Origin of the sequence: Streptomyces venezuelae ATCC 10712 (genome assembly GCF_008639165.1) — a bacterium.
GTDB classification, from domain to species: domain Bacteria; phylum Actinomycetota; class Actinomycetes; order Streptomycetales; family Streptomycetaceae; genus Streptomyces; species Streptomyces venezuelae.
The window spans coordinates 4,801,434-4,827,289 of record NZ_CP029197.1 but is presented as its reverse complement, the minus strand read 5'-3'; the positions used below and the strand labels follow the sequence as shown (position 1 = coordinate 4,827,289).

General features: G+C 73.0%; 16 protein-coding genes and 1 pseudogene. 5 read left to right on the top strand and 12 right to left on the bottom strand.

Annotated features, from left to right (window positions below; all coding sequences use genetic code 11):
* Window positions 1-40 precede the first annotated feature (40 nt).
* Together DEJ43_RS22430 and DEJ43_RS22425 are read left to right on the top strand one after the other, a co-directional pair.
* A complete protein-coding gene (locus DEJ43_RS22430) occupies window positions 41-844 on the top strand; it encodes a lipase family alpha/beta hydrolase (protein ID WP_015035663.1) in 804 nt (267 codons plus the stop codon).
* Between the two features lie 220 nt (window positions 845-1,064).
* The gene (locus DEJ43_RS22425; protein ID WP_015035662.1) at window positions 1,065-2,735 is read left to right on the top strand and encodes a M23 family metallopeptidase; all 1,671 of its coding nucleotides are present in this window, start codon (window positions 1,065-1,067) and stop codon (window positions 2,733-2,735) included.
* Between the two features lie 73 nt (window positions 2,736-2,808).
* On the opposite strand, the gene pcrA is transcribed toward DEJ43_RS22425, so the two are convergent.
* Both pcrA and DEJ43_RS22415 read right to left on the bottom strand, forming a co-directional pair.
* On the bottom strand, window positions 2,809-5,259 hold the full coding sequence (gene pcrA / locus DEJ43_RS22420; RefSeq protein WP_015035661.1) for a DNA helicase PcrA: 2,451 nt from the start codon (window positions 5,257-5,259) through the stop codon (window positions 2,809-2,811).
* A gap of 111 nt (window positions 5,260-5,370) precedes the next feature.
* Window positions 5,371-5,724, bottom strand: a complete 354-nt coding sequence (locus DEJ43_RS22415) for a hypothetical protein (protein WP_041662782.1) — start codon at window positions 5,722-5,724, stop codon at window positions 5,371-5,373.
* Between the two features lie 342 nt (window positions 5,725-6,066).
* On the opposite strand from DEJ43_RS22415, the gene DEJ43_RS22410 reads away from it, so the two are divergent.
* Window positions 6,067-7,182, top strand: coding sequence for a C40 family peptidase (locus DEJ43_RS22410; RefSeq protein ID WP_015035659.1), 1,116 nt, complete (start codon window positions 6,067-6,069; stop codon window positions 7,180-7,182).
* 6 nt (window positions 7,183-7,188) lie between these two features.
* Here DEJ43_RS22410 and DEJ43_RS22405 read toward each other — a convergent pair whose 3' ends face one another.
* Together DEJ43_RS22405 and DEJ43_RS22400 are read right to left on the bottom strand one after the other, a co-directional pair.
* Window positions 7,189-7,899, bottom strand: a complete 711-nt coding sequence (locus tag DEJ43_RS22405; protein ID WP_015035658.1) for a LuxR C-terminal-related transcriptional regulator — start codon at window positions 7,897-7,899, stop codon at window positions 7,189-7,191.
* Window positions 7,896-9,164, bottom strand: coding sequence for an ATP-binding protein (locus DEJ43_RS22400; protein ID WP_015035657.1), 1,269 nt, complete (start codon window positions 9,162-9,164; stop codon window positions 7,896-7,898). The genes DEJ43_RS22405 and DEJ43_RS22400 overlap by 4 nt, the downstream gene beginning before the upstream one ends.
* 156 nt (window positions 9,165-9,320) lie before the next feature.
* Between DEJ43_RS22400 and DEJ43_RS22395 the strand changes: the two genes are divergently transcribed.
* A complete protein-coding gene (locus DEJ43_RS22395) occupies window positions 9,321-10,667 on the top strand; it encodes a PspC domain-containing protein (RefSeq protein ID WP_015035656.1) in 1,347 nt (448 codons plus the stop codon).
* A 156-nt stretch (window positions 10,668-10,823) separates the two neighbouring features.
* Here DEJ43_RS22395 and DEJ43_RS22385 read toward each other — a convergent pair.
* The 4 genes and pseudogenes from DEJ43_RS22385 to guaA form a co-directional block, all read right to left on the bottom strand.
* Window positions 10,824-11,282 (bottom strand): annotated as a pseudogene (locus DEJ43_RS22385) (DoxX family protein); the annotation flags it as partial.
* Between the two features lie 344 nt (window positions 11,283-11,626).
* Complete coding sequence (locus tag DEJ43_RS22380) at window positions 11,627-12,859, bottom strand: hypothetical protein (protein WP_411572283.1); 1,233 nt, start codon at window positions 12,857-12,859, stop codon at window positions 11,627-11,629.
* A 177-nt stretch (window positions 12,860-13,036) separates the two neighbouring features.
* Window positions 13,037-13,825 carry a class II aldolase/adducin family protein gene (locus tag DEJ43_RS22375; protein WP_015035653.1) on the bottom strand — a complete coding sequence of 263 codons (789 nt, stop codon included), beginning with the start codon at window positions 13,823-13,825 and terminating at the stop codon, window positions 13,037-13,039.
* A gap of 111 nt (window positions 13,826-13,936) precedes the next feature.
* Window positions 13,937-15,538: a glutamine-hydrolyzing GMP synthase gene (gene guaA / locus DEJ43_RS22370; RefSeq protein ID WP_015035652.1), complete on the bottom strand. Its 1,602-nt coding sequence runs from the start codon at window positions 15,536-15,538 to the stop codon at window positions 13,937-13,939.
* Between the two features lie 328 nt (window positions 15,539-15,866).
* Between guaA and DEJ43_RS22365 the strand changes: the two genes are divergently transcribed.
* A complete protein-coding gene (locus DEJ43_RS22365) occupies window positions 15,867-16,160 on the top strand; it encodes a chorismate mutase (RefSeq protein ID WP_015035651.1) in 294 nt (97 codons plus the stop codon).
* A gap of 829 nt (window positions 16,161-16,989) precedes the next feature.
* Here the strand turns inward: DEJ43_RS22365 and DEJ43_RS22360 are convergent.
* The 4 genes from DEJ43_RS22360 to DEJ43_RS22345 all read right to left on the bottom strand — a co-directional run bounded on the left by DEJ43_RS22360 (window position 16,990) and on the right by DEJ43_RS22345 (window position 25,711).
* On the bottom strand, window positions 16,990-18,822 hold the full coding sequence (locus DEJ43_RS22360; RefSeq protein ID WP_015035650.1) for a GMC family oxidoreductase N-terminal domain-containing protein: 1,833 nt from the start codon (window positions 18,820-18,822) through the stop codon (window positions 16,990-16,992).
* Between the two features lie 38 nt (window positions 18,823-18,860).
* Window positions 18,861-20,507, bottom strand: a complete 1,647-nt coding sequence (locus DEJ43_RS22355) for a succinic semialdehyde dehydrogenase (protein ID WP_015035649.1) — start codon at window positions 20,505-20,507, stop codon at window positions 18,861-18,863.
* 205 nt (window positions 20,508-20,712) lie between these two features.
* Entirely contained in the window at window positions 20,713-22,518 is a 1,806-nt protein-coding gene (locus DEJ43_RS22350) for a serine/threonine-protein kinase (RefSeq protein ID WP_015035648.1), read from the bottom strand.
* A gap of 136 nt (window positions 22,519-22,654) precedes the next feature.
* Window positions 22,655-25,711 carry a protein kinase gene (locus DEJ43_RS22345; RefSeq protein WP_015035647.1) on the bottom strand — a complete coding sequence of 1,019 codons (3,057 nt, stop codon included), beginning with the start codon at window positions 25,709-25,711 and terminating at the stop codon, window positions 22,655-22,657.
* Window positions 25,712-25,856: the final 145 nt, after the last annotated feature.

Here is a 25,856-nt window from a genome sequence, read left to right as displayed (position 1 = left end):
GTACCGTTCGGCCCCCCCGTGCCGTTCGGGAGGTCCGGCCATGGAGCTCGCCAAGGTCACCGCCCTGATGAAGGCCACCGCCCTCGAGATCGCGATCCTCACCGGCCACCTCGTCCTCTACCCCTCCGGGATCGTGGCCGAGCGCCTCGCGGCCGCCCCCTCTTCACCGTCCTCCCCGTCCGCGGGCCCGACGGGCCGACGTCCGGTCGTCCTGCTGCACGGTTTCGTGGACAACCGCTCGGTCTTCGTCCTGCTGCGCCGTGCCCTCACCCGGAGCGGCCGTGACTGCGTCGAGTCGCTCAACTACTCGCCGCTCACCTGCGACCTGCGGGCCGCCGCCGAACTGCTGGGGCGCCGGGTGGACGAGATCCGCGCCCGGACCGGACACGCCGAGGTCGACATCGTCGGCCACAGCCTGGGCGGGCTCATCGCCCGTTATTACGTACAGCGTCTCGGCGGTGACAGCCGGGTGCGCACCCTGGTCATGCTCGGCACCCCGCACTCCGGCACCACCGTGGCCCGGCTCGCCGACGCGCATCCGCTGGTGCGGCAGATGCGGCCGGGTTCGGAGGTGCTGCGGGAGCTCGCCGCGCCCTCGCCCGGCTGCCGTACCCGGTTCGTGAGCTTCTGGAGCGACCTCGACCAGGTGATGGTGCCGGTGGACACGGCCTGCCTGGACCACCCCGACCTGCTGGTGCACAACGTCCGGGTCAGCGGGATCGGTCATCTCGCGCTGCCGGTCCATCCCACGGTGGCGGCCGGGGTCCGGGAGGCCCTCGACGCGAGCGGCGCGGGGGTCCCGGGGGTGCGGGAGGAGGGGCCCGGCGCCGGCGCCGTGGCGTGACACTCCGACACCGTTCTTCGAACGTTCCTCGAACACAAGGCCAAAGCTCTCTCCGTGAGCTGGCGAAACACGGCCGATTGCCCGTTTCCTACGGGCCCAAACCCCTCCGAAGATTGTCCGCTGCGCGTACCGCCGGGTACAGTCGCGCCACTGCTTACCCCCGGGACACCCCTCGTCGGGCCCGCCCCGGACTGGTCCTGCTGCCGAGGCGAGAGAGACGTTGGTGAACGACCAGCACCCCCACGCCGGGTACGTCGGAGACGGCGCCCACACCACCGGCAGCTTCGCCACCGACCCGCTCTTCGGCGCCTACGCCGACGGTCAGACGGACCACAGCGGCCAGTGGGACCTCGGCGGGTACGACGCCACCGGCACGTACGGCACGACGGGGCAGTACGACACCACGCAGTACGACACGACCGGGCAGTACGACACCACGGGCCAGTACGCCACCACCACCGCGCAGTACGAGACCCCCGCGGCGTACGACACGACCGGTCAGTGGGACACCACCGGGCAGTGGAACACCACCGGCACGTACGCGACCACGACCGGCACGTACGACACCACCGGCCAGTACGACACCTCCGCCGCGCAGTACGGCGCCACCGCCTCGTACGACACGACCGGCCAGTGGGACGCCTCCGCCTGGACCGAGGCCCAGCACACCGGCCAGTACGAGACCGTCCACTCCGGCGCCTACGCCGCGCAGGGCGCGTACGGCCACGAGTCCTACGACGCCACCGGCCAGTGGGCCGCCCCCGCCTTCGCGACCGACACCGGCGCCTACGACGCCACCGCGTGGAACCAGGCTGCCCCCGAGGCCGAGCCGGTCGTCCCCCACCAGTACACCCCGGGCGCCGAGCACACGGCGGAGTTCGCGTTCGAGTACGTCCCCGGCGCCGAGGCCGACGCGGCCGAGACCCACCCGGACCTCGAAGCCCACGACGCCGCCGACCAGGACGAGCACACCGCCCACGACGCCGTCGACGAAGACCTCGCCGGCGACCACGAGGGCTACGACGGCTACGACGAGAGCGCCGACCCCTACGACGGCCACGACGACCAGCCCGCCGTCGAGGTCCGTACGGACTCCCCCGTGGCCGGCCGCCCCGTGCGCCGCTCCTCCGGCGGCAGCCGCGGCCGCCGCCGTACCCCCGCCAAGCGGTCCGCGCTGCTGACCGTCGCCGTCCCCTCCGCCTGCGTCATGGGTGTCGCGGGCATCGCCGCCGCCTCCGTCGGCGGACTCACCGGCGGCGCCGAGGCCGGACAGAAGGACGACACGACCGCGCTCGCCGCCGCCGACCCCGCCTCCGTCAAGCAGGTCGCCGCCAACAACGCGCTCGACACCCAGCTCGCCGCGCTCAGCGAAGACGCCCGCGACTTCGGCGACCGCGCCAGCCGCACCCAGGAGCGCATCGACCTCAAGGCCCGCCAGGCGGCCGACAAGAAGAAGCGCGAGGAGGAGGCGGCCCGCAAGGAGGCGCTGCGTCCCAAGTACATGCTGCCGGTGAAGCTCCACCAGCTCAGCGCGCGCTTCGGCCAGTCCGGCGTCAACTGGATGTCCGTGCACACCGGCATCGACTTCCCCGTGCGGACCGGCACCCCCGTGATGGCCGCGACCGACGGCACCGTCCGCACCCAGATCAACAGCGCCTACGGCAACATGGTCATCGTGACCGCCCCCGACGGCACCGAGACCTGGTACTGCCACCTCAGCAGCGCCAAGATCCGCTCCGGCCAGGTGAAGGCCGGCGACGTCATCGCGTACTCCGGCGACACCGGCAACTCCACCGGCCCGCACCTCCACTTCGAGGTCCGGCCGGGCGGCGGCTACGCGATCGACCCGCTGGCCTGGCTGCGCAGCCACGGGCTCGACCCCACCAGCTGACCTCGCCCTTCACGTACGCGAGCGGGCCCCGGCCGAAGAAGCCGGGGCCCGCTCGCGTACGCCGTCCGTGCCGCTACAGCTTCTCGACCGGCGCGTACCGCAGCAGCAGCCGCTTCGGCTTCTCGTCGCCGAAGTCGATCGTCGCCTGGGCGTCCGCACCCGCGCCGGTCACCGTCATGACCGTGCCGAGCCCGAACTGGTCGTGCGTGACCCGGTCGCCGACCTGGAGCGAGATCACCGGCTTCTCCCCGGCACGCCGGGTCGCGAAGCCCGAGGGGCCGGAGCGCGAGCGGGAGGACGAGAGCGAGGAGGTGATCCCCGAGGTCGGCCCGGCGGGCTTCACCATCGGACCGGTCCGCTTCCACTCCAGGTACGCGGGCGGGATCTCCTCCAGGAAACGCGAGGCCGGGTTGTACGAGGGCTGGCCCCAGGCGCTGCGCATCGACGAACGCGTCAGGTAGAGCCGCTCGCGGGCGCGCGTGATGCCCACGTACGCGAGGCGCCGCTCCTCCTCCAGCTCCTTCGCCTGACCGAGGGCCCGCATGTGCGGGAAGACGCCGTCCTCCATGCCGGTCAGGAACACGACGGGGAACTCGAGGCCCTTGGCGGTGTGCAGGGTCATCAGCGTGATGACGCCACGGCCCTCCTCGTCCTCGTCCGGGATCTGGTCCGAGTCGGCGACGAGCGCGACCTTCTCCAGGAACTCGGCGAGGGTGGCGGGCTCCTCGCCCCGCTCCTGCTCGAACTCCAGGGCCACGGCGGCGAGTTCCTGGAGGTTCTCGATCCGGGTCTCGTCCTGCGGGTCGGTCGAGGCCTGGAGCTCGGCCAGATAGCCCGTGCGCTCCAGGACGGCCTCCAGGACGACGGCGGGCCCGGCGCCGGACTCGACGACGGTGCGCAGCTCGTCCATCAGCGCGTTGAAGCGCTTCACGGCGTTCGCCGAGCGCGCGGCCATGCCGTACGCCTCGTCGACCCGCTTGAGGGCCTGCGGGAAGGTGATCTTCTCGCGCAGCGAGAGGGCGTCGATCATGGCCTCGGCGCGCTCGCCGATGCCCCGCTTGGGGACGTTGAGGATGCGGCGGAGCGGGACGTTGTCCTCGGGGTTGGCGAGGACGCGCAGGTACGCGAGGACGTCCCGGACCTCCTTGCGCTCGTAGAAGCGCACGCCGCCGACGACCTTGTAGGGCAGTCCGACGCGGATGAAGATCTCTTCGAAGACGCGGGACTGGGCGTTGGTCCGGTAGAAGACGGCGACGTCCCCGGCCTTGGCCTCGCCCGCGTCGGTGAGCCGGTCGATCTCGTCGGCGACGAACTGCGCCTCGTCGTGCTCGGTGTCCGCGACGTAGCCGGTGATCTGCGAGCCCGCGCCCGCGTTCGTCCACAGGTTCTTGGGGCGGCGGGACTCGTTGCGCTCGATGACGGCGTTCGCGGCGGAGAGGATCGTCTGCGTGGAGCGGTAGTTCTGCTCCAGGAGGATCGTCGTCGCGTCCGGGTAGTCCTCCTCGAACTGGAGGATGTTGCGGATGGTCGCGCCGCGGAAGGCGTAGATCGACTGGTCGGCGTCACCGACGACGCACAGCTCGGCCGGGCCGAGGTCCTCGTAGCCGGTGCCGACGAGCTCCCGGACGAGGGTGTACTGGGCGTGGTTGGTGTCCTGGTACTCGTCGACGAGGACGTGGCGGAAGCGGCGGCGGTAGTGCTCGGCGACGTCGGGGAACGCCTGGAGCAGGTGGACCGTCGTCATGATGATGTCGTCGAAGTCCAGGGCGTTGGCCTCGCGCAGCCGCGCCTGGTACATCCGGTACGCCTCGGCGAGCGTCTTCTCGAAGCCGTCGACGGCCTGGTCGGCGAAGGACTCCTCGTCGATCAGCTCGTTCTTCAGGTTCGAGATCTTGGCGCTGAAGGACTTCGGCGGGAACTTCTTCGGGTCGAGGTCCAGGTCACGGCAGACCAGGGACATCAGCCGCTTGGAGTCGGCCGCGTCGTAGATCGAGAAGGACGAGGTGAAGCCGAGCTTCTTCGACTCGCGGCGCAGGATGCGGACGCAGGCGCTGTGGAAGGTCATCACCCACATCGCGTTGGCCCGCGGGCCGACGAGCTGCTCGACGCGCTCCTTCATCTCGCCGGCGGCCTTGTTCGTGAAGGTGATCGCCAGTATCTGGCCGGGGTGCACGTGCCGCGTGCCGAGGAGATGGGCGATGCGGTGGGTGAGCACCCGGGTCTTGCCGGAGCCGGCGCCCGCGACGATGAGCAGCGGGGTGTCGGTGTGGACGACGGCCGCGCGCTGCTGCTCGTTCAGCCCCTCGAGGAGCGCGGCGGGGTCCACGGCGGGGCGGTGGGCCCCGTCGCGGTAGTACGCCTCCCGGGCGGGCGGGGGCACGTCGAAGTGCTCCCCGAAGAGGTCGTGCGGGACGTCCTCCACGGCCGGGGCGCCGTGCTCGTCGTCCTCGGGGTGGGGCGGGGGCTCCTCCGAGGAGTGGTTCTGGAGGCCGGCCAGGAAGCTGTCGTCAAAGAGGCTGCTCATCGCCTCACGAGTCTAGGACGCCCCACCGACATCCGGGCCCGGCTTCGGGACCCGGCTTGCTCACAGCGTGCGGAACGGGTCACACCGGCCCGCGCCCGCCGGGCGGGCGGCTCAGGTCCAGAGGGTCGCGATGAAGATGTTCGCCGTGGTCAGACCGCCGACGGCGGCGAAGAGGCCCTTGTCGACCCGCTCCTCGTCGCGCTTGACGTAGACGAGACCGAGGATGACGACGAGGATCGCGAGCTTGATGCCGATCTTGAGGTTGTTGACGGTCTGGTCGTCCGCCTGGTTCAGGCCGACGAGCGCGACGCCGGTGACCAGCATGGTCAGCGCGCCGTGCAGCATCGCGGGGCTGAAGCGGGCCGTACCGGCACCCATCGCCTTCATCTGGGTCAGGAATCCACCCAGCAGGGAGGCGATACCGATGACGTGCAGGGCGACGAAGACATTGATGAGTACGTCCATGGGGCGGAGCCTAACGGGGGCCTTGGCACCCGCGTTCGGCCGGGTCCGCCCGCTCCCGCGCTTCGGTCGGCCGTCCGCCGGAATGTCCCCCGGCCCGTCACCCCACGCGAAAGACAACGGTCCCCGATCGTCAACTGTCGCCAATAACGATCAACCCGCCGTGCGGGCGTGACCCCCGGTCTAGCGTCCTTCACCAGGTGGCCGGCTCCCCACCACCGCCGGTGATCCGGCGGTTGTCGGTCACCCCCGCCGAGAAAACCCGGCGGCGGTCCGTCTCCCCTGTGCGGCCCGCCGCCGGCCCGGTGGGCCCGATCCCCCCGGCAGAGGATGTGACCCGCCCGCGTGGCAGCACACCGAAAACCCAAGCAGTCTCCCCTCGGTGGTCAGGCGGGCCGCACCGCCGCCACCCTCGCGCTCGCCTCCGCCGCGACCGCGACGCTCTTCGAGGGGTCAGGACACGCGGAACCCCGGCCGACCACCGCCCAGGTCAAGGAGAAGGTCGACCGGCTCTACGAAGAGGCCGAGGTCGCCACCGAGCGGTACAACGGGGCGAAGGAGAAGGCCGACGAGGCCCGCGCCGCGTTCGAGCGGCTGCGCGACGAGGCCGCCCGCAGGACCCAGCGGCTCAACACCGCACGCGACGGACTCGGGGCCATGGCCGCCGCCCAGTACCGCGCGGGAGGCCTCGACCCGGCCGTACGGCTCGCCCTCACCTCCAACCCCGACCAGTACCTGGAGCGGGCCGCGCTCGCCGCGCGGGCCGGGGACCGGCAGGCCGCCGCCGTGAGCGCCGTACGCCGGGAACTCGCCGCGATCGGCCAGCTGCGTGCCGAGTCGACGAAGCGCCTGGACGCCCTGCGCGCCCACGAGTCGGAGCTGCGGACACAGAAGGCCGCCGTCCTCGGCAAGCTCCAGGCCGCGAGGACCTTGCTCGCCCGGCTGACCGCCGAGGAACGGGCCCGCTACGAGGCCGCCGAGGCGGGCCGCGACGGCTCCGGCAGGCCGGCCGGACACGGCACCGCGACCGGGACGAACGCCTCCGGCGGCTCGGCCCCGGCCCGGGCCGACCGTTCCTCAGGCGGCGAGCGCGGACCGGTGACCGCCCCGAACGCCCGGGCCGCCCAGGCCATCTCCTTCGCCCGCGCCCAGCTCGGCAAGCCGTACGTCTGGGGCGCGACGGGCCCCTCCGCCTACGACTGCTCCGGCCTCACCCAGGCGGCCTGGCGCGCGGCCGGCGTCTCGCTGCCCCGCACCACGTACACCCAGATCAACGCCGGTCCACGGGTCTCCCGCTCCCAGCTCGCCCCCGGCGACCTGGTCTTCTTCTACTCCGGGATCAGCCACGTCGGGCTCTACATCGGCGGCGGCCAGATGATCCACGCGCCCCGCCCCGGCGCCCCGGTGCGGATCGCCCCCATCGACGAGATGCCCTTCGCGGGAGCGACCCGGGTCGGCTGAACCGGGTCAGACCAGGCGGCGGGCGGTGGCCCAGCGGGTCAGCTCGTGGCGGTTGGACAGCTGGAGCTTCCTCAGCACCGCCGACACGTGCGACTCGACCGTCTTCACCGAGATGTACAGCTGCTTGGCGATCTCCTTGTACGCGTAGCCACGGGCGATCAGCCGCAGCACCTCCCGCTCCCGCTGGGTCAGCCGGTCCATGTCCTCGTCCACCGGCGGCGCGTCCGTCGAGGCGAAGGCGTCCAGGACGAATCCGGCGAGCCTCGGGGAGAAGACGGCGTCGCCCTCCTGGACCCGGAAGATCGAGTCGACCAGGTCGGTTCCGGTGATCGTCTTGGTCACGTACCCACGGGCACCGCCCCGGATCACCCCGATCACGTCCTCGGCGGCGTCGGAGACCGACAGCGCCAGGAAGCGGACCGGGTCCTCCGTGGCGCTCATCAGGCTCGCGCAGCGGCGCAGCACCTCCACCCCGCCGCCGCCCGGAAGGTGGACGTCGAGCAGCACGACCTCGGGGCGGGTCGCCGTGATCACCGTGACCGCCTGGTCGACGTCGGCCGCCTCGCCGACCACCTCGACCCCGGTGACCTCGGTCCGGCCGATCTCCGCCTGTACTCCCGTGCGGAACATCCGGTGGTCGTCGACGAGGACCACCCGCACCCGGCGCTCCGTGCCCGCCGCCCCCGCCTCGGTCGCCGTACCGGTCTCGTCGCTCATCCGTCCGCCCTCTCCATCTCAAGCTCCACTTCGGTGCCCCCGCCCGGCACGGACCGAAGCCGGGCCGTGCCGCCGTTACGCTGCATCCGGCCGATGATCGATTCTCGTACGCCCATCCGGTCCTCGGGCACCGCGTCCAGGTCGAAGCCGGGTCCCCGGTCGCGAACCGAGACGAAGACCGTCCGGCCCTCCACCTCGGCGTACACCTGCACGGCCCCACCCTCGCCACCGTACTTCGCGGCGTTGACCATCGCCTCGCGCGCGGCCTGCATCTGTGCCACCAGGCCCTCGTCGAGCGGGCAGTCGCCCACGACGACCACTTCGAGGGGCACCCCGTGCTTGTCCTCCACCTCGGCCGCCGCCCGCTTCACCGCCTCCGCGAGGGTGTCGGGCTCCTCGTCCTTGTCCTTGCCGGTGCCCTCGGGCTTGTACAGCCAGTTCCGCAGCTCCCGCTCCTGGGCGCGGGCGAGCCGGCGGACCTCACCCGCGTCCTCGGCGTTCCGCTGGATCAGGGTGAGGGTGTGCAGCACGGAGTCGTGGACGTGGGCCGCGACCTCGGCGCGCTCCTGGGCGCGGATGCGCATGGTCCGCTCCGCCGTGAGGTCCTGCGACATCCGGACCAGCCAGGGTCCGGCGAGCAGGGCTATGCCGGTGAGGACCGCGACGGCGGCGGTGAGGGCCGTGCCCAGCTGGGCGACGGAGCCGCGGACCACCACGAAGACCGCGAGCCCGGTGCCGACCAGGGCGACGCCGACGAGGCCGCGGGCCAGCCGGAAGGCGCGCGTCTGGCGGCCGGGGTCGGTCCAGCTGGCCCGACGGGCGTTGTCCGCCTGGCGCCAGACCAGGGCGAGACCGCCGGAGACGAGGAGCAGGGGCCACACGTACCGCCCGGACTGGTTGTCGGCGGCGATCTTCCCGACGAGCGCGGCGGCACCGACCGCGAGCACGATGAGGGCGAAGAGCTGCCCCCGGTCGGGCTTGCGGAGTCTTCGGCGGCCGTCGGGCGTCGTCTCGAAGACGGGGCGGGGGGTGGCCCGGCCGCCGACACCGAGCGGGACGACGATCCAGAACGCCGCGTAGACCAGCAGACCCAGGCCGTCCAGGAAGAACATGACGACGAAGGCCATGCGCACCCACACGACCGGCAGCCCGAGATGGCCGGCGAGGCCGATCGCGACACCGCCGAGCCATCGCCCGTCGGCGCTCCGGTAGAGCTTGCGCACGGGCGGTTCGTCGGTCTCGGTGACACGAGCGGCTGCGGACATGCACCGATCGTCACACGTTCGGCAGGCCCGGGGCATCAGGGTCGGCCCTGAGATCGTCCCTGGTACCGCCTCGGGGAGAACGGGGCGCCGAATATCAGGGTCGGGCCAGGGTCGGCCCCGGTGCCGCGGGGAGTCACGGGCCGTCACCATGGAGGCATGACGAGTTCGATGCCTTCGCAGCACGAGACCCCGCCGCCGGCGGAGGCCGTTTCCGCCCCGCCCCTGCGGCGCTCGCGCGGCAGCAAGGTCGTGGGCGGTGTCTGCGGCGGCCTCGGCCGGTACTTCGACCTGGACCCGGTGGTCTTCCGGGTCGTGATCGGCGTGCTCTCCGTGCCGGGCGGGATCGGATTGATCTTCTACGGCTTCGCGTGGCTGCTGATCCCGCTCGCGGGCGAGGAGGAGAACGAGGGGCGCAGGCTGCTGACCGGCCGTGTCTCGGGTGCCACGCTGGCCGCCATATTGATGGCCCTGGTGGGCTGCGGCATCTTCCTCTCGATGCTGAACAGCGGGTCGATGCTGGGCTCCGCCCTCCTGGTCGGCTTCGCGCTGTCCTCGGCGGCGGTCTGGTCGCGGCGCCGGCACACCGGTGCGGTGGAGCCCGAGGGACGGCCGGACGCGACGGCCCCGTCCCTCGCGGGCGCCGAGGCCCCGCCCGAGACGAAGGCCCCGCCGCTCGTCGAGTCCCCTTCCTGGTGGCGGGACCCGATCGTCAAGGACGGCTCGACGGGCAAGGTGGCCATCGGCTACCTGTGGGGACCGCACGGGATCGTCGACAAGGACGGCCTGGTGAACGGCGAGGTGCCGCAGCCGGGCCGCCAGTGGGGGCCCGACCCCTCAGGCCCCGAGCGGCCGAAGCCCTCCATCCGGCGGAGCCCTCGGTCCATCGCCGGTCTCGTCTTCCTCCTCGCCATGGTCGCCGCGGTCCTCGGCACCGCGCTGACCTGGGAGACCGAGCCGCTGGGCACGAGCCTGCAGACCGGTCTGACCGCCGCCCTCGCGGTGTTCGGCCTCGGCCTGGTCGTCAGCAGCTTCCTCGGCCGGACCGGCTTCGGCACGATCTTCCACACCGTGCTGACGGCGGGACTCCTCGCACTGGTCACGGCACTGCCCCAGCAGATCACCACGGAGTGGATCCGCGAGACGTGGAAGCCGGCTTCGGTGACCGCCGTGCAGCCGCAGTACGAGCTGGGCACCGGGGTCGGCACGCTTGATCTCTCGGCCCTGCCGGTGCCGGCGGGCAAGACCGTGTCGACGGCGGTGGACGTCGGTGCCGGGCAGCTGAAGGTGATCGTCCCGAAGAGCGCGGTGGTCAAGCTGCACGCCCAGGTGGGCCTCGGCGACCTGCGGCTGCCCGGGGAGCCGGAGAACGACATCGACATCTCGCCGGACCGGGACGTGACCCGGACGCTGAACCCGCCGGCCGGGACCACCCCGGCGGGCACCCTGGACCTCTCCCTGGAGGTCGGCATCGGACAGGTGGAGGTCACCCGTGCTGCTTCATGAGTTCCGCCCCGGCCGGCTGGTCGTCGGCCTGACGGCGCTTGCCCTGGCCGCGCTCTACGCCGGGGACGCCACCGGAGCCTGGACGACCCCGTGGTACACGGTGATCCCGGTGCTCTGCGGCGGCCTGGGCGTGGCCGGCCTCGTGACCTGGATCGCCTATGGCATACGGCGCCGCTCGGCGAGAAGACGGTCGACGGACAGCACCGACGCCCCGGCGAGCACCAACGGCAGCCAGGCCATCAGATAGGCGAGGTCGTTGCCCAGGTAGTACGGGTTCACCTGCCAGCTCACGGTCAGCCAGAGGCTCAGCGAGATCAGCGCCCCGCCGAGCGCCGCCAGGCGGGCGAAGAGACCGAGCAGGGTCCCGATGCCGACGGCGAGCTCGCCGAAGGCAATGGCGTAGCCGAAGCCGCTGGGGTTGTTGAGGGCGAGGTCGACGAGGGCCGGGATGGCCGAGGTGTCCCGGACGCCGCGCATCGTCTCGCCGATGGAACCGCTGCCGGTGTCGGCGAAGAAGGCGGAGTCGGTCAGCTTGTCCAGCCCGGCGTAGATGAACGTGACGCCGAGGAAGATCCGGAGGGGAAGGAGGGAGTAGCGGGAGGCGACGGCCTTCCAACGGTCGAACCGTCCGAACCGGCCGGAGCCACCGGAGCGGCCGGAACCACCGGAGCGATCGGGACCGCCGGAGCCGCCGCGCGCGGCGGCCGCGCCACCAGGACCGCCGCTACCGTCCGGACCGCCGCTACCGTCCCGGCCGCCGCTACCGTCCCGACCGGCCGGGGCGCCGCTACCGGCCGGGCCGCCGGTTCCCGTCCCGTCGGCCGCGCTGTCTGCCCGGTCCGCGTGTCCCGTCATCGTCGGCCACCTCTCCTCGCCCCGTACGACTCCCCGTACGACTGCTCACGGAACGATTCTCCTCGCCCGTCCCCCGAAGGGACACGGCAAGGCGGCCGGAGAGATCAATCGACGACGTCGATGGTGATCCGGTTGGTCTCGACGCCCGCCGCCGTCACGACCGAGACCTCCACCCGGCCGGGTTCCACGTCCGCCGGGAGGGGGACGGTGAGGGCAGCGTCGGTGGGGTTGGCGAAGCCGCCGGGGACCGGGACGAGCGGGACGTGGGCGTGGACCGGGCCGATGCGGACGACCAGGCGGGTCAGCGGATCGGGGGCGCCCGCGCCGGGCGGGACGAAGCCGCAGCCCCTGATCTCGATGTCGTCGCCCGTGCGGATCGGGGCGTCGAGATCGCCGGCCTCCCGGGACCGGACCACGGAGTGGATGGTGGGGCGGACGCCCTCGGTGCACTTCGCGGCCAGGTGCCAGGCCGACGAGACGCCGAGGAGCAGGACGAGGGACCAGGGCACCTCGGGCAGCCTGGCGGGGTCGCGGGCGAGGCCGACGGCGGCGAGGGCGAGGACGGAACCGGAGACGAGGAGGTACTGGACGTCGGCGAGGCTGGCCCGGCCGCTGTCGTCGCAGACGAGATTGGCGGCGCGCGGGCGGTCGGCGCGCACCTTCTGGAGGCGGCGGGAGGCGATGCCTCCCGCGACGACGAGACGGGCGGTCACGGTGACGGCGGACACCAGGGCGAGGACGGTCAGCAGACCGGCGCCCCGGGCGAGACCGAAGGCGGCCGCGCCCGGGGACAGGAAGGCCAGGAAGAGGAGGGTGTAGCCGAGGAGCAGGAGCCAGGCGGCGGCGACGGCGCGGGTGGTGGAGAGCCGGTTGTCCTCACCGATCAGGGGGGCGAGGAGACCGCCGCGCGAGCGGTGGGCGTGGGCGGCGGCGCTGAGCAGGGCGGCGAGGACCACGGCGGTGCAGAGCCCGGCCGTGCGGGCTGCGGTCCAGCCGCCGTCGACGGCGGTGAGGGCCTGACCGAGGAGGAGTGCGAGGACGGCGCCCCAGACGGCGCCGAGGCCGCCGCGGCGGACCCGGTCGAGCCAGGCCACCCCGGCCTCCCGGCCGTGGACGGCGACGGCGCGGGCGGACTGGGCGAGCTCGTCGGACACCCACTGGCGGGCGGCGACCGGGGAGTGGGCGACGGCCACCGGGACGCCGCGCCCGGAGGCGAGTTCGTCGCGCCGGGCGAGGAAGGCGGCGACGGCGCGCCGGTGGCCGGCCTGTCCGCAGTGGGCGCAGCCGGCACAGGCCGTCGCGTGCTCGCCGTACTGTCTCGCCTCTTGAACCGCCACGGTGCTCACTTCCCGAGCTCGCTTCACGACACGTACCGGTGCCTCCCGTGGGGTCGACCAGCCGTCGGTTCCACGGAATTGTGCCGTACCCGCGGCTCCCGCACCTGCCGCGTGCGCCCCGCCGGAGAGTGATTGCCGAGCCATCTCATTGACGTACAGAAGGGTGAAGCGATGGTGTTACGACAGGAGTTCGGGGTCCGTGCGGCTGATCCTGCGCCAGAGGGGCTGGTAGTTGATCCAGGCGACGAGGTCGCTGCCGAGCTGCTCGCGGGTGGCGAGGGCCTCGCGGTGGTCGATCAGGACGGGTTTCCCGGCCGCCCGCGCGGCCAGCTGCACCTGGGCGGAGCGTTCCATGGCGATGAACCACCAGGCGGCCGCGTCGACGGAGGTGCCGACGGTGAGCAGGCCGTGGTTGCGGAGCACGATCGCCTTGAAGGGGCCGAGGGCGACGGCGATCCGGCGTCCTTCCTCGGGGTCGACGGTGACGCCGGTGTAGGCGTCGTAGAGGGCGTGGTCCTGGTAGAAGGCGCAGGCCTCCTGGGTGAGGGGGTCGAGGAGTTCGCCGAGCGCGGCGAGGGCCCGGCCGTGCACGGAGTGGGTGTGGGCGACGGCGACGGCGTCGGGCCGGGCCCGGTGGACCTGGGCGTGGACGGTGAACGCGGCCTGGTTGACGTGCTGCCCGCCCCGGACGACCTGGCCGTCGCCGTTGACCAGGATGAGGTCGCTCGCGGTGATCTCCTCGAACGGGGCCCCGAAGGGGTTCACCCAGAAGCAGTCGGGGTGTTCGGGGTCGCGGGCGCTGATGTGGCCCGAGACGCCCTCCTCGTATCCGAACCGTCCGAAGAGCCGGAGCGCGCCGGCGAGCCGCTGTTTGCGGTGGGTGCGTTCCTCCTCGGCCGTCGCGTGGACGGGCGGCATGGCGAAGTGGAGCCGGTCGACGGGGACGGGGTCCGGTATCACGCTCATGCGCCGGAAGGTAACGCCCGGCCGGGCAAGTCACCAGAGTCCCGACGGGAACACGGCGAAGCCGCCGCCCCGGAGGACCGGGACGGCGGCTTCGGACACCTCAGGGAGCGATTACTCCCACTCGATGGTGCCCGGCGGCTTGCTGGTGACGTCGAGGACGACGCGGTTGACGTCGGCGACCTCGTTGGTGATGCGGGTGGAGATCTTGGCGAGCACCTCGTACGGCAGGCGCGACCAGTCGGCCGTCATGGCGTCCTCGGAGGACACCGGGCGGAGCACGATCGGGTGGCCGTAGGTGCGGCCGTCACCCTGGACGCCCACAGAGCGGACGTCGGCGAGCAGGACGACCGGGCACTGCCAGATCTCGCGGTCGAGGCCGGCCGCGGTGAGCTCCTCGCGGGCGATGGCGTCGGCCTCGCGCAGCAGGTCCAGGCGCTCCTTGGTGACCTCGCCGACGATGCGGATGCCGAGGCCGGGGCCGGGGAACGGCTGGCGCTGGACGATCTCCTCGGGCAGGCCGAGCTCCTGGCCGACCATGCGGACCTCGTCCTTGAAGAGCTGGCGCAGCGGCTCGACGAGCTCGAACTCCAGGTCCTCGGGGAGGCCGCCCACGTTGTGGTGGGACTTGATGTTGGCGGTGCCGGTGCCGCCGCCGGACTCGACGATGTCCGGGTAGAGCGTGCCCTGGACGAGGAACGCGACGTCCTCGCCGGTGCCCGCCGACTCGGCGACGATCTCGGCCTGGGCCTGCTCGAAGACGCGGATGAACTCGCGGCCGATGATCTTCCGCTTGGTCTCCGGGTCGGAGACCCCGGCGAGGGCGGTGAGGAACCGCTCCTGCGCGTCGACGACCTTCAGGTTGACGCCGGTGGAGGCGACGAAGTCCTTCTCGACCTGCTCGGTCTCGCCCTTGCGCATCAGGCCGTGGTCGACGTACACGCAGGTGAGCTGCGAGCCGATGGCCTTCTGCACGAGCGCGGCGGCCACGGCGGAGTCGACGCCGCCGGAGAGGCCGCAGACGGCGCGCTTGGTGCCGACCTGGGCGCGGATGGCCGCGACCTGCTCCTCGATCACGTTGCCCGTGGTCCAGCTCGGCTCGATGCCGGCGCCGCGGTAGAGGAAGTGCTCCAGGATCTGCTGGCCGTGCGTGGAGTGCAGCACCTCGGGGTGGTACTGGACGCCGTACAGCTTCTTCTCGTCGTTCTCGAAGGCGGCGACCGGCACGACGTCCGTGGACGCGGTGACGGTGAAGCCCTCGGGGGCGGCGGAGCAGGCGTCGCCGTGCGACATCCACACGGACTGCTCGACCGGGGTGCCCTCGAAGAGGGTGGAACCGGCCTTGGACACGTGCAGCGGGGTCCGGCCGTACTCGCGGGCGCCCGTGTTGTCGACGGTGCCACCGAGGGTCGTCGCCATCAGCTGGAAGCCGTAGCACATGCCGAAGACGGGGACGCCCGCCTCGAAGAGCGCGCGGTCGAGGCGCGGGGCGCCCTCGGCGTACACGGAGGACGGGCCGCCGGAGAGGATGATCGCCTTCGGGTTCTTGGCCAGCATCTCGGCCACCGGCATGGTGGACGGGACGATCTCGCTGTAGACCCGGGCCTCACGGACGCGGCGGGCGATGAGCTGGGCGTACTGGGCGCCGAAGTCGACAACGAGGACTACGTCCGGGTTGGTGACGTCGGGCGCGGCAGCGGGGGTCGCTGATGACACTACGGCGGCCTTCCGGCGGTAGGAGGAGGGTCCCCCGAAGGGGGGTGCTATTTGTCGATTCTACCGGCGCGCCGGTGACGCTTTTCGTCTCACCATCCGAACCCGGTTTGGCCCCGGCCCGGCGGCGGGGTCCATACTGTCGCCATGCGCGAGCTCACGACCTTCGTCTTTACCTATGGCAACCGGCCCACCGGCTGCCATGGTCGTGCTGCTTGAGCAACTGACAAGCGACTTCCCAGGCGCCCCGGGCTGACAGCCCGGGGCGTTCTGTCGTTCCCGGGCCGAGTCGCCGCCCAGGGTCTCCGACACCACACCCCAGGAGCCCAGCATGACGACGCACACCGCCACCACCGAGCAGACCGGCGCCCGCACCGACGAGGCGGCGGCGCTCATCGGCGACTCGCGCGAGCGCATCGACGCGCTCGACGACCGGATCATCGGTCTGATCCAGGAACGGATGGCCGTGTCGGCCGTGATCCAGGAGGCCCGGATCTCCTCGGGCGGCCGCCGGGTGAACCTGGCCCGCGAGATGGAGGTCCTCGGCCACTACAGGGACGCCCTGGGCAAGCCGGGCACGGCGCTCGCGATGACGATGCTGGAGCTGTGCCGGGGCCGCATCTGACGCTCGCCCGAGCCGGCTCCGGCGGCCACGCCCGCCCGAGCCGGTGGCCACGCCCGCCAGAGCCGGAGGCCCTGGCCACCGAGCCGCATCTGACGCTCGCCCGAGCCAGCGGCCCGTGGCCACCGGGACCGCGTGCGGCGCGAGAGGCGGGCGGGGTGGGCGGGGCGCGCCGGGGTGGCTGACCGCATCTGAGTTCGGTGCCGCTCTCACCCGTACGGCGCGTGACCGGCTCCGGCCCGGCTTCGTTGGTCCGGTTGTCCGTGCCAGCCAGGGGCGGGCCCGTAAGAAACCACGCGTGGCTTCGCTGGGGCGTGTGGCGTACCTCAGGTACGTCGTGGGACCTCGCACCAGCGCTTGTGACCGGACAGCAGGGGACAGCAGCCCGGTCACCCAAAAGGGCGGTCGGCCCCGGGGACGCTCGGGGTCGGCCGCAACCGGCTCGACCGGTCGCGGCCCCCGCGACCGCCAGCACTCCCGAGACCTCCGAGACCTCCGAGACCCCCGGCCCACGTGACCGGTCCGTCCCTTCCGATCCTCCTCCCACGCGGCGCCTCCCCCCAGCGCCGCCCCGCTCGGCACCGCCGCTGCCCTGACACCGGTGCCGACCCCCGAGGGCCCCGTGCCGCGACCGGAATCGCGGCACGGGGCCCTCGTCCGTGCCCGCCGCCGCGCCTCCCCCGCGCCCGCCCTCTTCGATGTGACGCGCGTCACATGAAGATCCCGTGCAACCGCTACAACCATCTCCGCCGGTCGCGGGTCATCTATGCAGCAACACCGAAGCTGGTGGGGGCGCTGCACTCGGAGGGGGGTGCAGCGCCCCTTACCTGTCTCAGGAGCCGTCTCGGAGCGTCTTCGGCGGAACCGCCGGAATCCCCAGGAACGGCAGCCGCAGGGCGCCGAAGGCCTCCGCCGGGACGGCCGGGGACTTGGGCTCGACCGCCGACAGCCGTACGTACGCCTCGCCCTGCCGGGGCCTGATGTCCTCCTCGCCCTTGTTGGGCCAGAACGACATCGCCCGCTCCGCCTGCGCGGTGATCGTCAGGGACGGGTTCACGCCCAGGTTCGCGGAGACGGCCGCGCCGTCGACGACGGAGATCCCCGGGTGCCCGTAGAGCCGGTGGTACGGGTCGATGACGCCGGACTCGGCGTCGGCGCCGATCGGGCAGCCGCCCAGGAAGTGGGCGGTCAGCGGGGTGCCCATCAGCTCGCCGATGTTGGAGCCGGCGAAGCCGTTGATCTCCTCGGCGAGGAGCGTGGCGGCGCGGGTGGCCTCGGGGATCTGGACCGGGTTCGGCGCGCCGTGCCCCTGGCGGGCCGTGAGCAGGCCCTTTCCGAGGCCGCCGGGCTTGCGGTAGGTCGTCAGGGAGTTGTCGAGGGACTGCATGACCAGGCCGATGATGGTCCGCTCCGACCAGCGCCAGTTGGAGAGGGAGCGGGCGGCCAGCGTGGGGTGCTTGACGAGGTTGAGCAGCCAGTTGCGCACCCGGTGGGCCCCGTAGGGCACCTGGAGGACGGTCATGCCGCCCATCGAGTTGGAGCCCTTGCCGTACCGCACGGGTTCGATGTGGGTGTTGGCGTCGGGGTGGACCGAGGAGGTGATCGCGACGCCCTTGGTGAAGTCGACCCGGTCCTTGCCGTGCCGCTTGCGGTAGCGGCGGTCGGTGGTCTGCGCGCCGACCAGGCCCTCGGAGTTGGTCCGGGTGAGCTCGCCGAGCCGCCGCGAGATCCGGGGCAGCAGGCCGCTGTCCTTCATCCGGTGCAGCAGGGTCTGGGTGCCGTACGTGCCGGCCGCGATCACCACCCGGCGGGCGGTGAAGGTGCGCCCCTTGCCCTTGCGCCGCTGGTCGGTGGGGAGGGTCTTCACCGCGAAGCCGCCCCGCGAGTCCTCGGTGACGGTGACGACCGTGGTCATGGGGTGGACGGTGGCGCCCGCCTTCTCGGCGAGGTGGAGGTAGTTCTCGTTGAGGGTGTTCTTGGCGCCGTGACGGCAGCCGGTCATGCACTCGCCGCACTCGGTGCAGGCGCGCCGGGACGGGCCCGCGCCGCCGAAGTACGGGTCGGCGACCTCGGTGCCGGGCTTCACCTTCGTACCGGCTCCGTCCCCGCCGTCGGCGTCGAGGCCGTCCCCGAAGAAGACGCCGACGGGGGCCATGTGGAAGGTGTCGCCGATCCCCATGGCCTGGGCGGCGGCCTTGAGGTGCACGTCGGAGGGGGTCGTCGTCGGGTTGAGCCGGACGCCGAGCATCCGCTGGGCCTGGTCGTAGTACGGCCGCAGCTCCTCCTGCCAGTCGGTGATGTCCTTCCACTGCGGGTCGTCGAAGAAGGGCTTGGGCGGTACGTACAGGGTGTTGGCGTAGTTGAGGGAGCCGCCGCCGACTCCGGCGCCCGCGAGCACCATGACGTTGCCGAGCAGATGGATGCGCTGGAGGCCGTACAGGCCGAGGGCGGGGGCCCACAGGAAGTTCTTCAGGTCCCAGGAGTTCTTCGGCAGGGTCTCGGGGGTGAAGCGCCGCCCGGCCTCCAGGACACCGACCCGGTAGCCCTTCTCGGTGAGGCGGAGGGCGGTGACCGAACCGCCGAAGCCGGAGCCCACGACGAGGACGTCGTAGTCGTACGCGTCGTCCGCCGGCTCCTGATTTTGGGTAGGGGGTACCGCGGTCATGGCTCTCCTCGTACGCAAAGGTGTGGAACGGAAAGGACTCAGCGCAGGCGCAGGGCCTTCATCGCCTTCAGGGACACGCTCATGAACGCGGCGTACTTCTCGTCGTCCATCCCGAAGGACGGCGCGAGCGGCATCAGCCGCTGCTGGGCGACGGTCTGGGCCTCGGTGTACTTGAGGATGCCCTCGGAGCCGTGGCGCCGGCCGAGGCCGGAGTCCTTCATGCCGCCCATCGGGGACTGCACGCTGCCGTAGGCGGGGGCGTACCCCTCGTTGATGTTGACGGTGCCGGTGCGCAGCCGGGCCGCGACGGCGTGGCCGCGACGCGAGTCCTTCGTCCAGACGGAGGAGTTCAGGCCGTACGGGGTGGCGTTGGCGAGGTCGACGACCTCGTCCTCGTCGCGGAAGCGGTAGATCGAGACGACCGGGCCGAAGGTCTCCTCGCCGCAGACCGCCATCGGGGCCTCGACGCCGTCGAGGATGGTCGGCTCGTAGAACAGCGGGCCGATGTCGGGCCGCGCGACGCCGCCGGCGACGAGCGTGGCGCCCTTGGCGACGGCCTCCTCGACGTGCCGGCTGACCGTCTCCAGCTGGCGCTCGCCGACGAGGGAGCCCATGTCCGCGCCGTACGCGAGGGCGCTGCCGAGCCGCATGGCCTTGGTCCGGGCGGCGAAGCGGGCGAGGAAGTCCTCGGCGACCGACTCGTGCACGTAGAGCCGCTCGATGGAGATGCAGAGCTGGCCGGCGGAGGAGAAGCAGGCGCGGACGGCTCCGGCGGCGGCCTTCTCGATGTCGGCGTCCTTCAGGACGAGCATCGCGTTCTTGCCGCCGAGTTCGAGGGAGACGCCGACGAGCCGGGCGGCGGCGCCCTGGGCGACCTCGCGGCCGGTGCGGGTGGAGCCGGTGAACGACACGTAGTCGGCGTGCTTGACGACCTCGGGGCCGACGACCGGGCCTTCGCCGAGGACGACCTGGAAGACCTCGGCGGGCAGTCCGGCCTCGATGAGCAGGTCACGGGCCCACAGCGCGGTGAGCGCGGTCTCCGTGTCGGGCTTCATGACGACGGCGTTGCCCGAGACGAAGGCGGGGAGCGCGTCGCCGACGGAGAGCTCGAGCGGGTAGTTCCAGGGCGCGATCTGGCCGACGACCCCGCGCGGCTGGCGCAGCTCGGTGACCTTGGTGAGGGTCGGGACCACGCCGGTGTGGTGGCGGGGCTTGAGGTACGCGGGGGCCTTGCGGCCGTAGTGGCGGGCGGCGACGGCGACCGCCTGCACCTCCTCGTGGGCGTGCAGCCGCGCCTTGCCGGTCTCCAGCTGGATGAGGTCGAGGACCTCGGACTGGCGCTGGAGGACGAGGTCGTGGAAGCGCAGGAGGACGGCGGCGCGGGCCTTGACCGGGGTGGCGGCCCAGGCGGCCTGGGCGCCGCGCGCGCGGGTGAAGGCCTCGGCGACGTCCTCGGGGGTGGACTCGGGCAGGTCCGCCAGCTTCGCCCCGGTGAACGGGGTGTGGTTGGCGGTCCGGCCGGAGCCGATGACGCCGCGGGTGAGCCGGGCGACCACCTCGGGCGTCACGACGTCGGCGGCGGTGCGCACACCGGCGGGCACGGGGGCGACCGGGTTGGTCGCCTCGGCGGGCACGGCGGGGGCGTCGGGAACCGAGGGGGCGGCGGGGGCCTGCGAGTCCGTCATGAGGGCGAGCGTAGGCGGCGTTCCGCCCTTTGGGTACCCGTCGGTAATGCGTTTTCACCGGGTGCGCACATCGCGCCAGCGATCACTGGCACATAAGGCCTGATCAGGGGCTTACGACCCACGAGAGGCCCTGCTCGGAGATTCTCGCCCGGTTCGGTCGGCCGGTTCGGTCGCCCCGTTCGGTCGCCCGGTTCGGTGGCCCCGTTCAGTCGCCCGGGGCCCGCCAGTGCTGGAGGACGATGTCGAACTGTTCCCGGGTGGTCTCCCAGCTCCCCTCCGGAGACGACATGTAGATCGCGTACTCCGTGCCGTCGTCGGCGTAGTACATGAGGTCGATCGCGTGCCGCGGCCCGGGGAAGTCGCGCTTCTCCATCCAGGTGAACTCCCAGAGGCTGGAGCGGACCTGGTCGCGGTAGGTGGTCTGGCCGAGCTTGACCCGGGTGTAGTCCATCCGCTTCGCGACGATCCGCTCCAGGTCGAGCGCGTGCATGTACGGGTTCTCGAAGTCGGGGGCGGGGTCGACGCTGATCCGGATGCGGTGGTTGCCGTTGTCCGGGGTGTAGTCGATGTTGTCGCCCTCCGTCTGCCGCTTCCAGCCCTTCGGTACGGCCAGGCTGAAGCCCTCGCGGTCGACGACCCGCTGCCAGCCCGCCGGGAGCCCGTCCTTGGCGGCCTGCGTGGTGGGGGCGGGCGTGGAGCCGGTCGCGGTGGTCCGTCCGCCGTCCCCCTTGCCGCCGCCCGCGTAGTTCATGGCGGCGAAGACGGCGCCGCCCGCGACGAGTCCGGCGAGCACGGCCGCCAGGACGGCGGTGCGCCAGCGGCCCCGGCCGCCCCCGGCCGGGGTGACGACGGCCGGCGGTACGACGGTGGGCGGGGAGGACTGCCCCTGGGACGCCCCGGCCTGCGCGGAACCCTGGGCAGAACGGGAGCCCTGAGCTCTGTGGGAACCCTGAGCCGAACGGGAGCCCTGGGTCGACTGGGAACCCTGGGCCGGGTGGGGCCACTGCGCGGTGCCGGAGGGGGCGGTGGCCCGGGACGTGCCCGTCGGACCCGGGCCGTCGGCCTCCTCGCCCAGCGTGAGGAGGTCATGGCCCTGGATCGGCGTGTCCCCCGCCGGATCCAGGTCCTCCTTCGCCACCCGCTGCGTCGGCACGTACGCCTGCGCCGCATCGGGCGTACGCCCCTCCATCGCGTCGAGCAGCATGCGCCCGGCCTCGTCGGCCCGCGGCCGCTGGTCCGGGTCCTTGCGCAGCAGCGCCACGATGACGGGGGCCAGCGGCCCCGCCTTCTCCGGGTACGGCGGCTCCTCGGCGACCACGGCCTGCATGGTGCTGATCGGGGAGGTGCGGCGGAACGGCGACGTGCCCTCCACCGCCGTGTACAGGGTGGCGCCGAGCGACCAGAGGTCGGAGGCCGGACCCGGGTCGCCGCCCCGCACCCGCTCCGGCGCCAGATAGTCGATGGACCCGACGAGTTCGCCGGTCCGGGTGATCGTCGCGTCACCCTCGATCGCGGCGATGCCGAAGTCGGTGATCAGGACGCGTCCGTCCCGCGCGAGCAGGACGTTGCCCGGCTTGACGTCCCGGTGCAGCACCCCGGCGGCGTGCGCGGCCCGCAGCGCGCCGAGGACGTGCAGCCCGATCCTGGCCGCCTCGTGGGGGTCGATCGTGCCCTGCTCCTTGGCGGCGTCGGCGAGCGAGGGCCCGTCGACGTACTGCATCACGATCCACGGCCGGTCGTCGTGCTCCAGGACGTCGTGGACGGTCACCACGCCCGGGTGGGTGATCCGCGCGGCGGCCCGCGCCTCCTTCTGGGTCCGGGCGTGCAGCACGAGCCGGTCGGCCTCGGCCACGAACCGGCCCGCCGTCAACTCCTTCACCGCCACCACGCGGTGCAGCACCTCGTCGTGGGCGCGCCAGACCTTGCCCATGCCGCCGCGTCCGATGGACTCGCCCAGCCGGTAGCGACCGGCCAGCAACAGCCCCTCGCCTGTGCTCTGAGAATGTTCCACTTGCCCCCGCCCGTTCCTTCGGATGACAGGTTACGGAGGGGGGTGCGGGCGACGGAACCTCGGGGCGGTCATAGGAACAGCACTGTGACCGGGGGCCGGTGGGCATTCCGGTCGCTCCGTACGAACCGCTCACCGTTCAGCGCCCCGGACGGAACGCCCTGGTGGCCTCCTCGTAGATCTCCGAGACCTTGTCCCGCTCGCCGTACGGGCCGATGACCTGCACGATGTGGTACCTGCCGCCGCCGATCAGGGCGAGGTTGCGGACGAACACCTCGCGGCCGGTGCCGTCCAGCCACCAGTAACTGCCCGTGGCGGTCGCCGTCGTGCCGATGTCGACCCGGCGCGTCTTCTCCGCCCCCGACCAGCTCGACGCCCGCCACGGCTCCAGCTCGCGCTCCCTGGAGTTCTGGTACTCCAGCGGGTCCGAGCCGTTGTCCTGGACGCTGTCCCGGCCGGGCACGACGATCATCGTGAAGTCACCGCCGGTGTAGCGGACTTGCCCGGAGTCGTTGATCGGGCTGCGCCGCCAGCCGTTCGGCACCCCGATCCGGAACCCCTCGGGGTCCTGGCGCGCGGTGTACCCGGCCGCGAGCGCGGGGCCCGAGGGGTCCGCCCCGGGCTCGGTGGTGCGCGGCGCGGTGGGCGCGGCCGTGGTCGCGGACGGCCGGCCGGTGGACGGCGCGGTGGTACGCGGGGGCTGACCGGCCGTGGGGGTGGACGACTTCGTGGTCGGCTCCGTGGGCGGCTTCGTGGGCGACTCCCCCTCGCCGGGCATGAAGAGGACGGCGTACGCGACGGCCCCGCCCAGCAGCAGGAAGACCAGGACCAGCAGCGTGCGGCCGAGGGAACGGGGCGATTCCCGGGAGCGGGACGGGTCCTTGAAGCGGGACGACGAGGGGCGCGAACCGCGCGGAGCCCGGGGAACCCGGGACGCGCGCTGCGGGATCTCCTCGTGGAAGTCGTCGAGGAACTCGTCCCGGACGTCGGCCGGTACGGGGGCGGCCCCGCGCGCGCCCTCCGTACGGGCCACGGAGCGCGGCTCCTTGCCCCGCTTGTGCCGGTGCCGCCCCGCGGCCGCACCCCCGCGCCGGCGCCGCACCAGCTCGCCCCGCCTGCGCACGATCGGCAGCCGGGCCTCGTCGAAGGACGGCAGCGGTACGACTCCGATGCCGGCCTCCGGCTCCGGAGCCGAGCGCACGAGGGACCGCAGCCAGCCGCGCAGCTCCTCGAAGTCGGGCCGCTCGGTCGGGTCCTGGCGCAGCAGGGACTCCACGACCGGACGCAGCGGCCCGCATTCCTCGGCGAAGGCGGGCGGCTCGGCGCAGACCAGCTGGACCAGTTCGGCCGCGCTGTCCTCGGGGTAGGGGGCGTGCCCCTGGACGGCCCGGTAGAGCAGCGCACCGAGCGCCCACAGGTCGGTCGCGGGACCGATCGGCGGCGCGAGGCGCCAGTTCTCGTGGACGGGGCCGGCCTGTTCGGGCGCCCAGCGTTCGGTGACGGCGCCGACCACCGCGATCCGGGTCTGCCGGGCGCGCTCGGCCGCGAGCCGGGTGGTGGGGCCCCGGTCGGCCCGGGCGGTGACGGCCACCAGTTCCCGCCCCTCAAGGCGGGGTGGGGCCTGGAGCGGGAGGCGGGCCGGGTCCGGGGTCGCGGCCGTGTACCCGGCGGGCAGCGCGGGGCGGCCCGAACCGGGCAGCACGGGGCTCCCCCCGGCGGGGACGGAACCGTCCCGTGAGGCGTGCGGGCCGTCGCTCCAGTTGCCGGCCAGCATCACGCGGGGCGGCGGACCGCCCTGCGGGGCGCCGCCGTACGGCTCGCCGTCGTCGCCGTCGTCGTCCTCGTCGTCCTCCGCCACCTGGGCCCACCACTGCGGCGCGCCCGCCGCCCGCGCGGTCGGCGCCGGGGGCGGCTCGGGCGGGTCCGCCGGTGCGGGGCGCTGCACGGGGAGCGCCCCGGTCTCGCCGAGCCGGGCGGCGGCCCGCGCCCCGGCCCGGTAGGCGGCGATGGCCCCGGCGCGCGCGGCCCGCACGTCGGCGGTGGGCGGCGTGACCGAACGGCCGGAGTCGGTGCCGTGGGGGGCGGGGCGGGGCCCGGAGCCGTACGGGGAGGGGTCGTCGTCCTCGTAGGGGGAGGAGCCGCCGGCCTCGTCGGAGCCGTACTCCTGGGCGTCGTACTCCTCGGCTTGGTATTCCTGGGGGCCGTACGCCGGGGACTCGGCCTCCTGGCCCTCGGCCTCCTCGGGGTCGTACTCCTGGCGGCCGTACCGCTCGGGGACGTACTCCTCGGCGTCGTACGCCTCGGCCGTCTCTTCGAGCAGCTCGCCGGGGAGTTCGTCGGGGAGTCCGTCGGCTCCCCCGTGGACCGCCGCCGCGTAGGGACCGGAGCCATACTCCTCGGCCGCGTACTCCTCGGCCGCGTACTCCCCGGAGCCGTAACCGTCCGACGCGTACCCCTCGGCCCCGTACTCCTCGACCTCGTACTCCTCAGAGCCGTACTGCTCGGCCCCGTACTCCTCCGACTCGTACTGCTCGGAGCCGTCCTCCTCCTGCTCCGGCGTCTCCCACGCGGGGGCGTGCGTGTCCCGTTCCGGGTCCGGTACGGGGGCGTAGCCGCAGAGGGCCTCCTCGGCCGCGCCGACCGCGAGGCCCGTGAGGACCACCCGGCCGTCGTCGCAGACGAGGACCGTGCGGGCCGTGATGTTCCGGTGCACCCAGCCGTGGGCGTGCAGCGCGCGCAGGGCGGTGAGGACGTCGGCGCCGATCTCGGCCGCCCGGTACGGATTGAGGGGCCGCTCGGCGAGGAGCGCGGCCAGCGGCCTCGCCGCGATGCGTTCGCTCACTATCCACAGCGAACCGGCCTCCGCGAAGACGTCGAAGACCTGGTCGAGGAGGGGGTGGTCGGGGATCTGCGCGGCCGCCTGGGCCGCCTCGATCGCCCGCCGTACGACGGGCTCGGCGGGGCGGCGGGTCGCCCGGCCCGCCGTGCCGTACGGGCCGGCGGGTCCGCCGTCGCCGTCGCCGTCGAGTACCTCGGCGTCGACGAACTCCGGCAGCGGCACCTGGCGGACCAGGACCTCCTGCCCGCTGTAGGTGTCGAAGGCGCGCGTCTCGGCCAGGTCGTACGCGTCCGCGTCCGCCGGCGGCAACGGCAGGCGGTAGCGGTCCGCGAGCACCCTTCCCGCGTAGTCGTCCACGACGCCTCCCCACGCGCGCACGCTGTCCCCCGCGGACCTGCGGATCCCTCGGGATCGGGCAGGATCACACGAGTCCGTCAATTCCGGTCCGGCACCGTGCAGTTAACGGCTCTTTTCGGCTGCGTACGGCCCTCGACCTCTCACG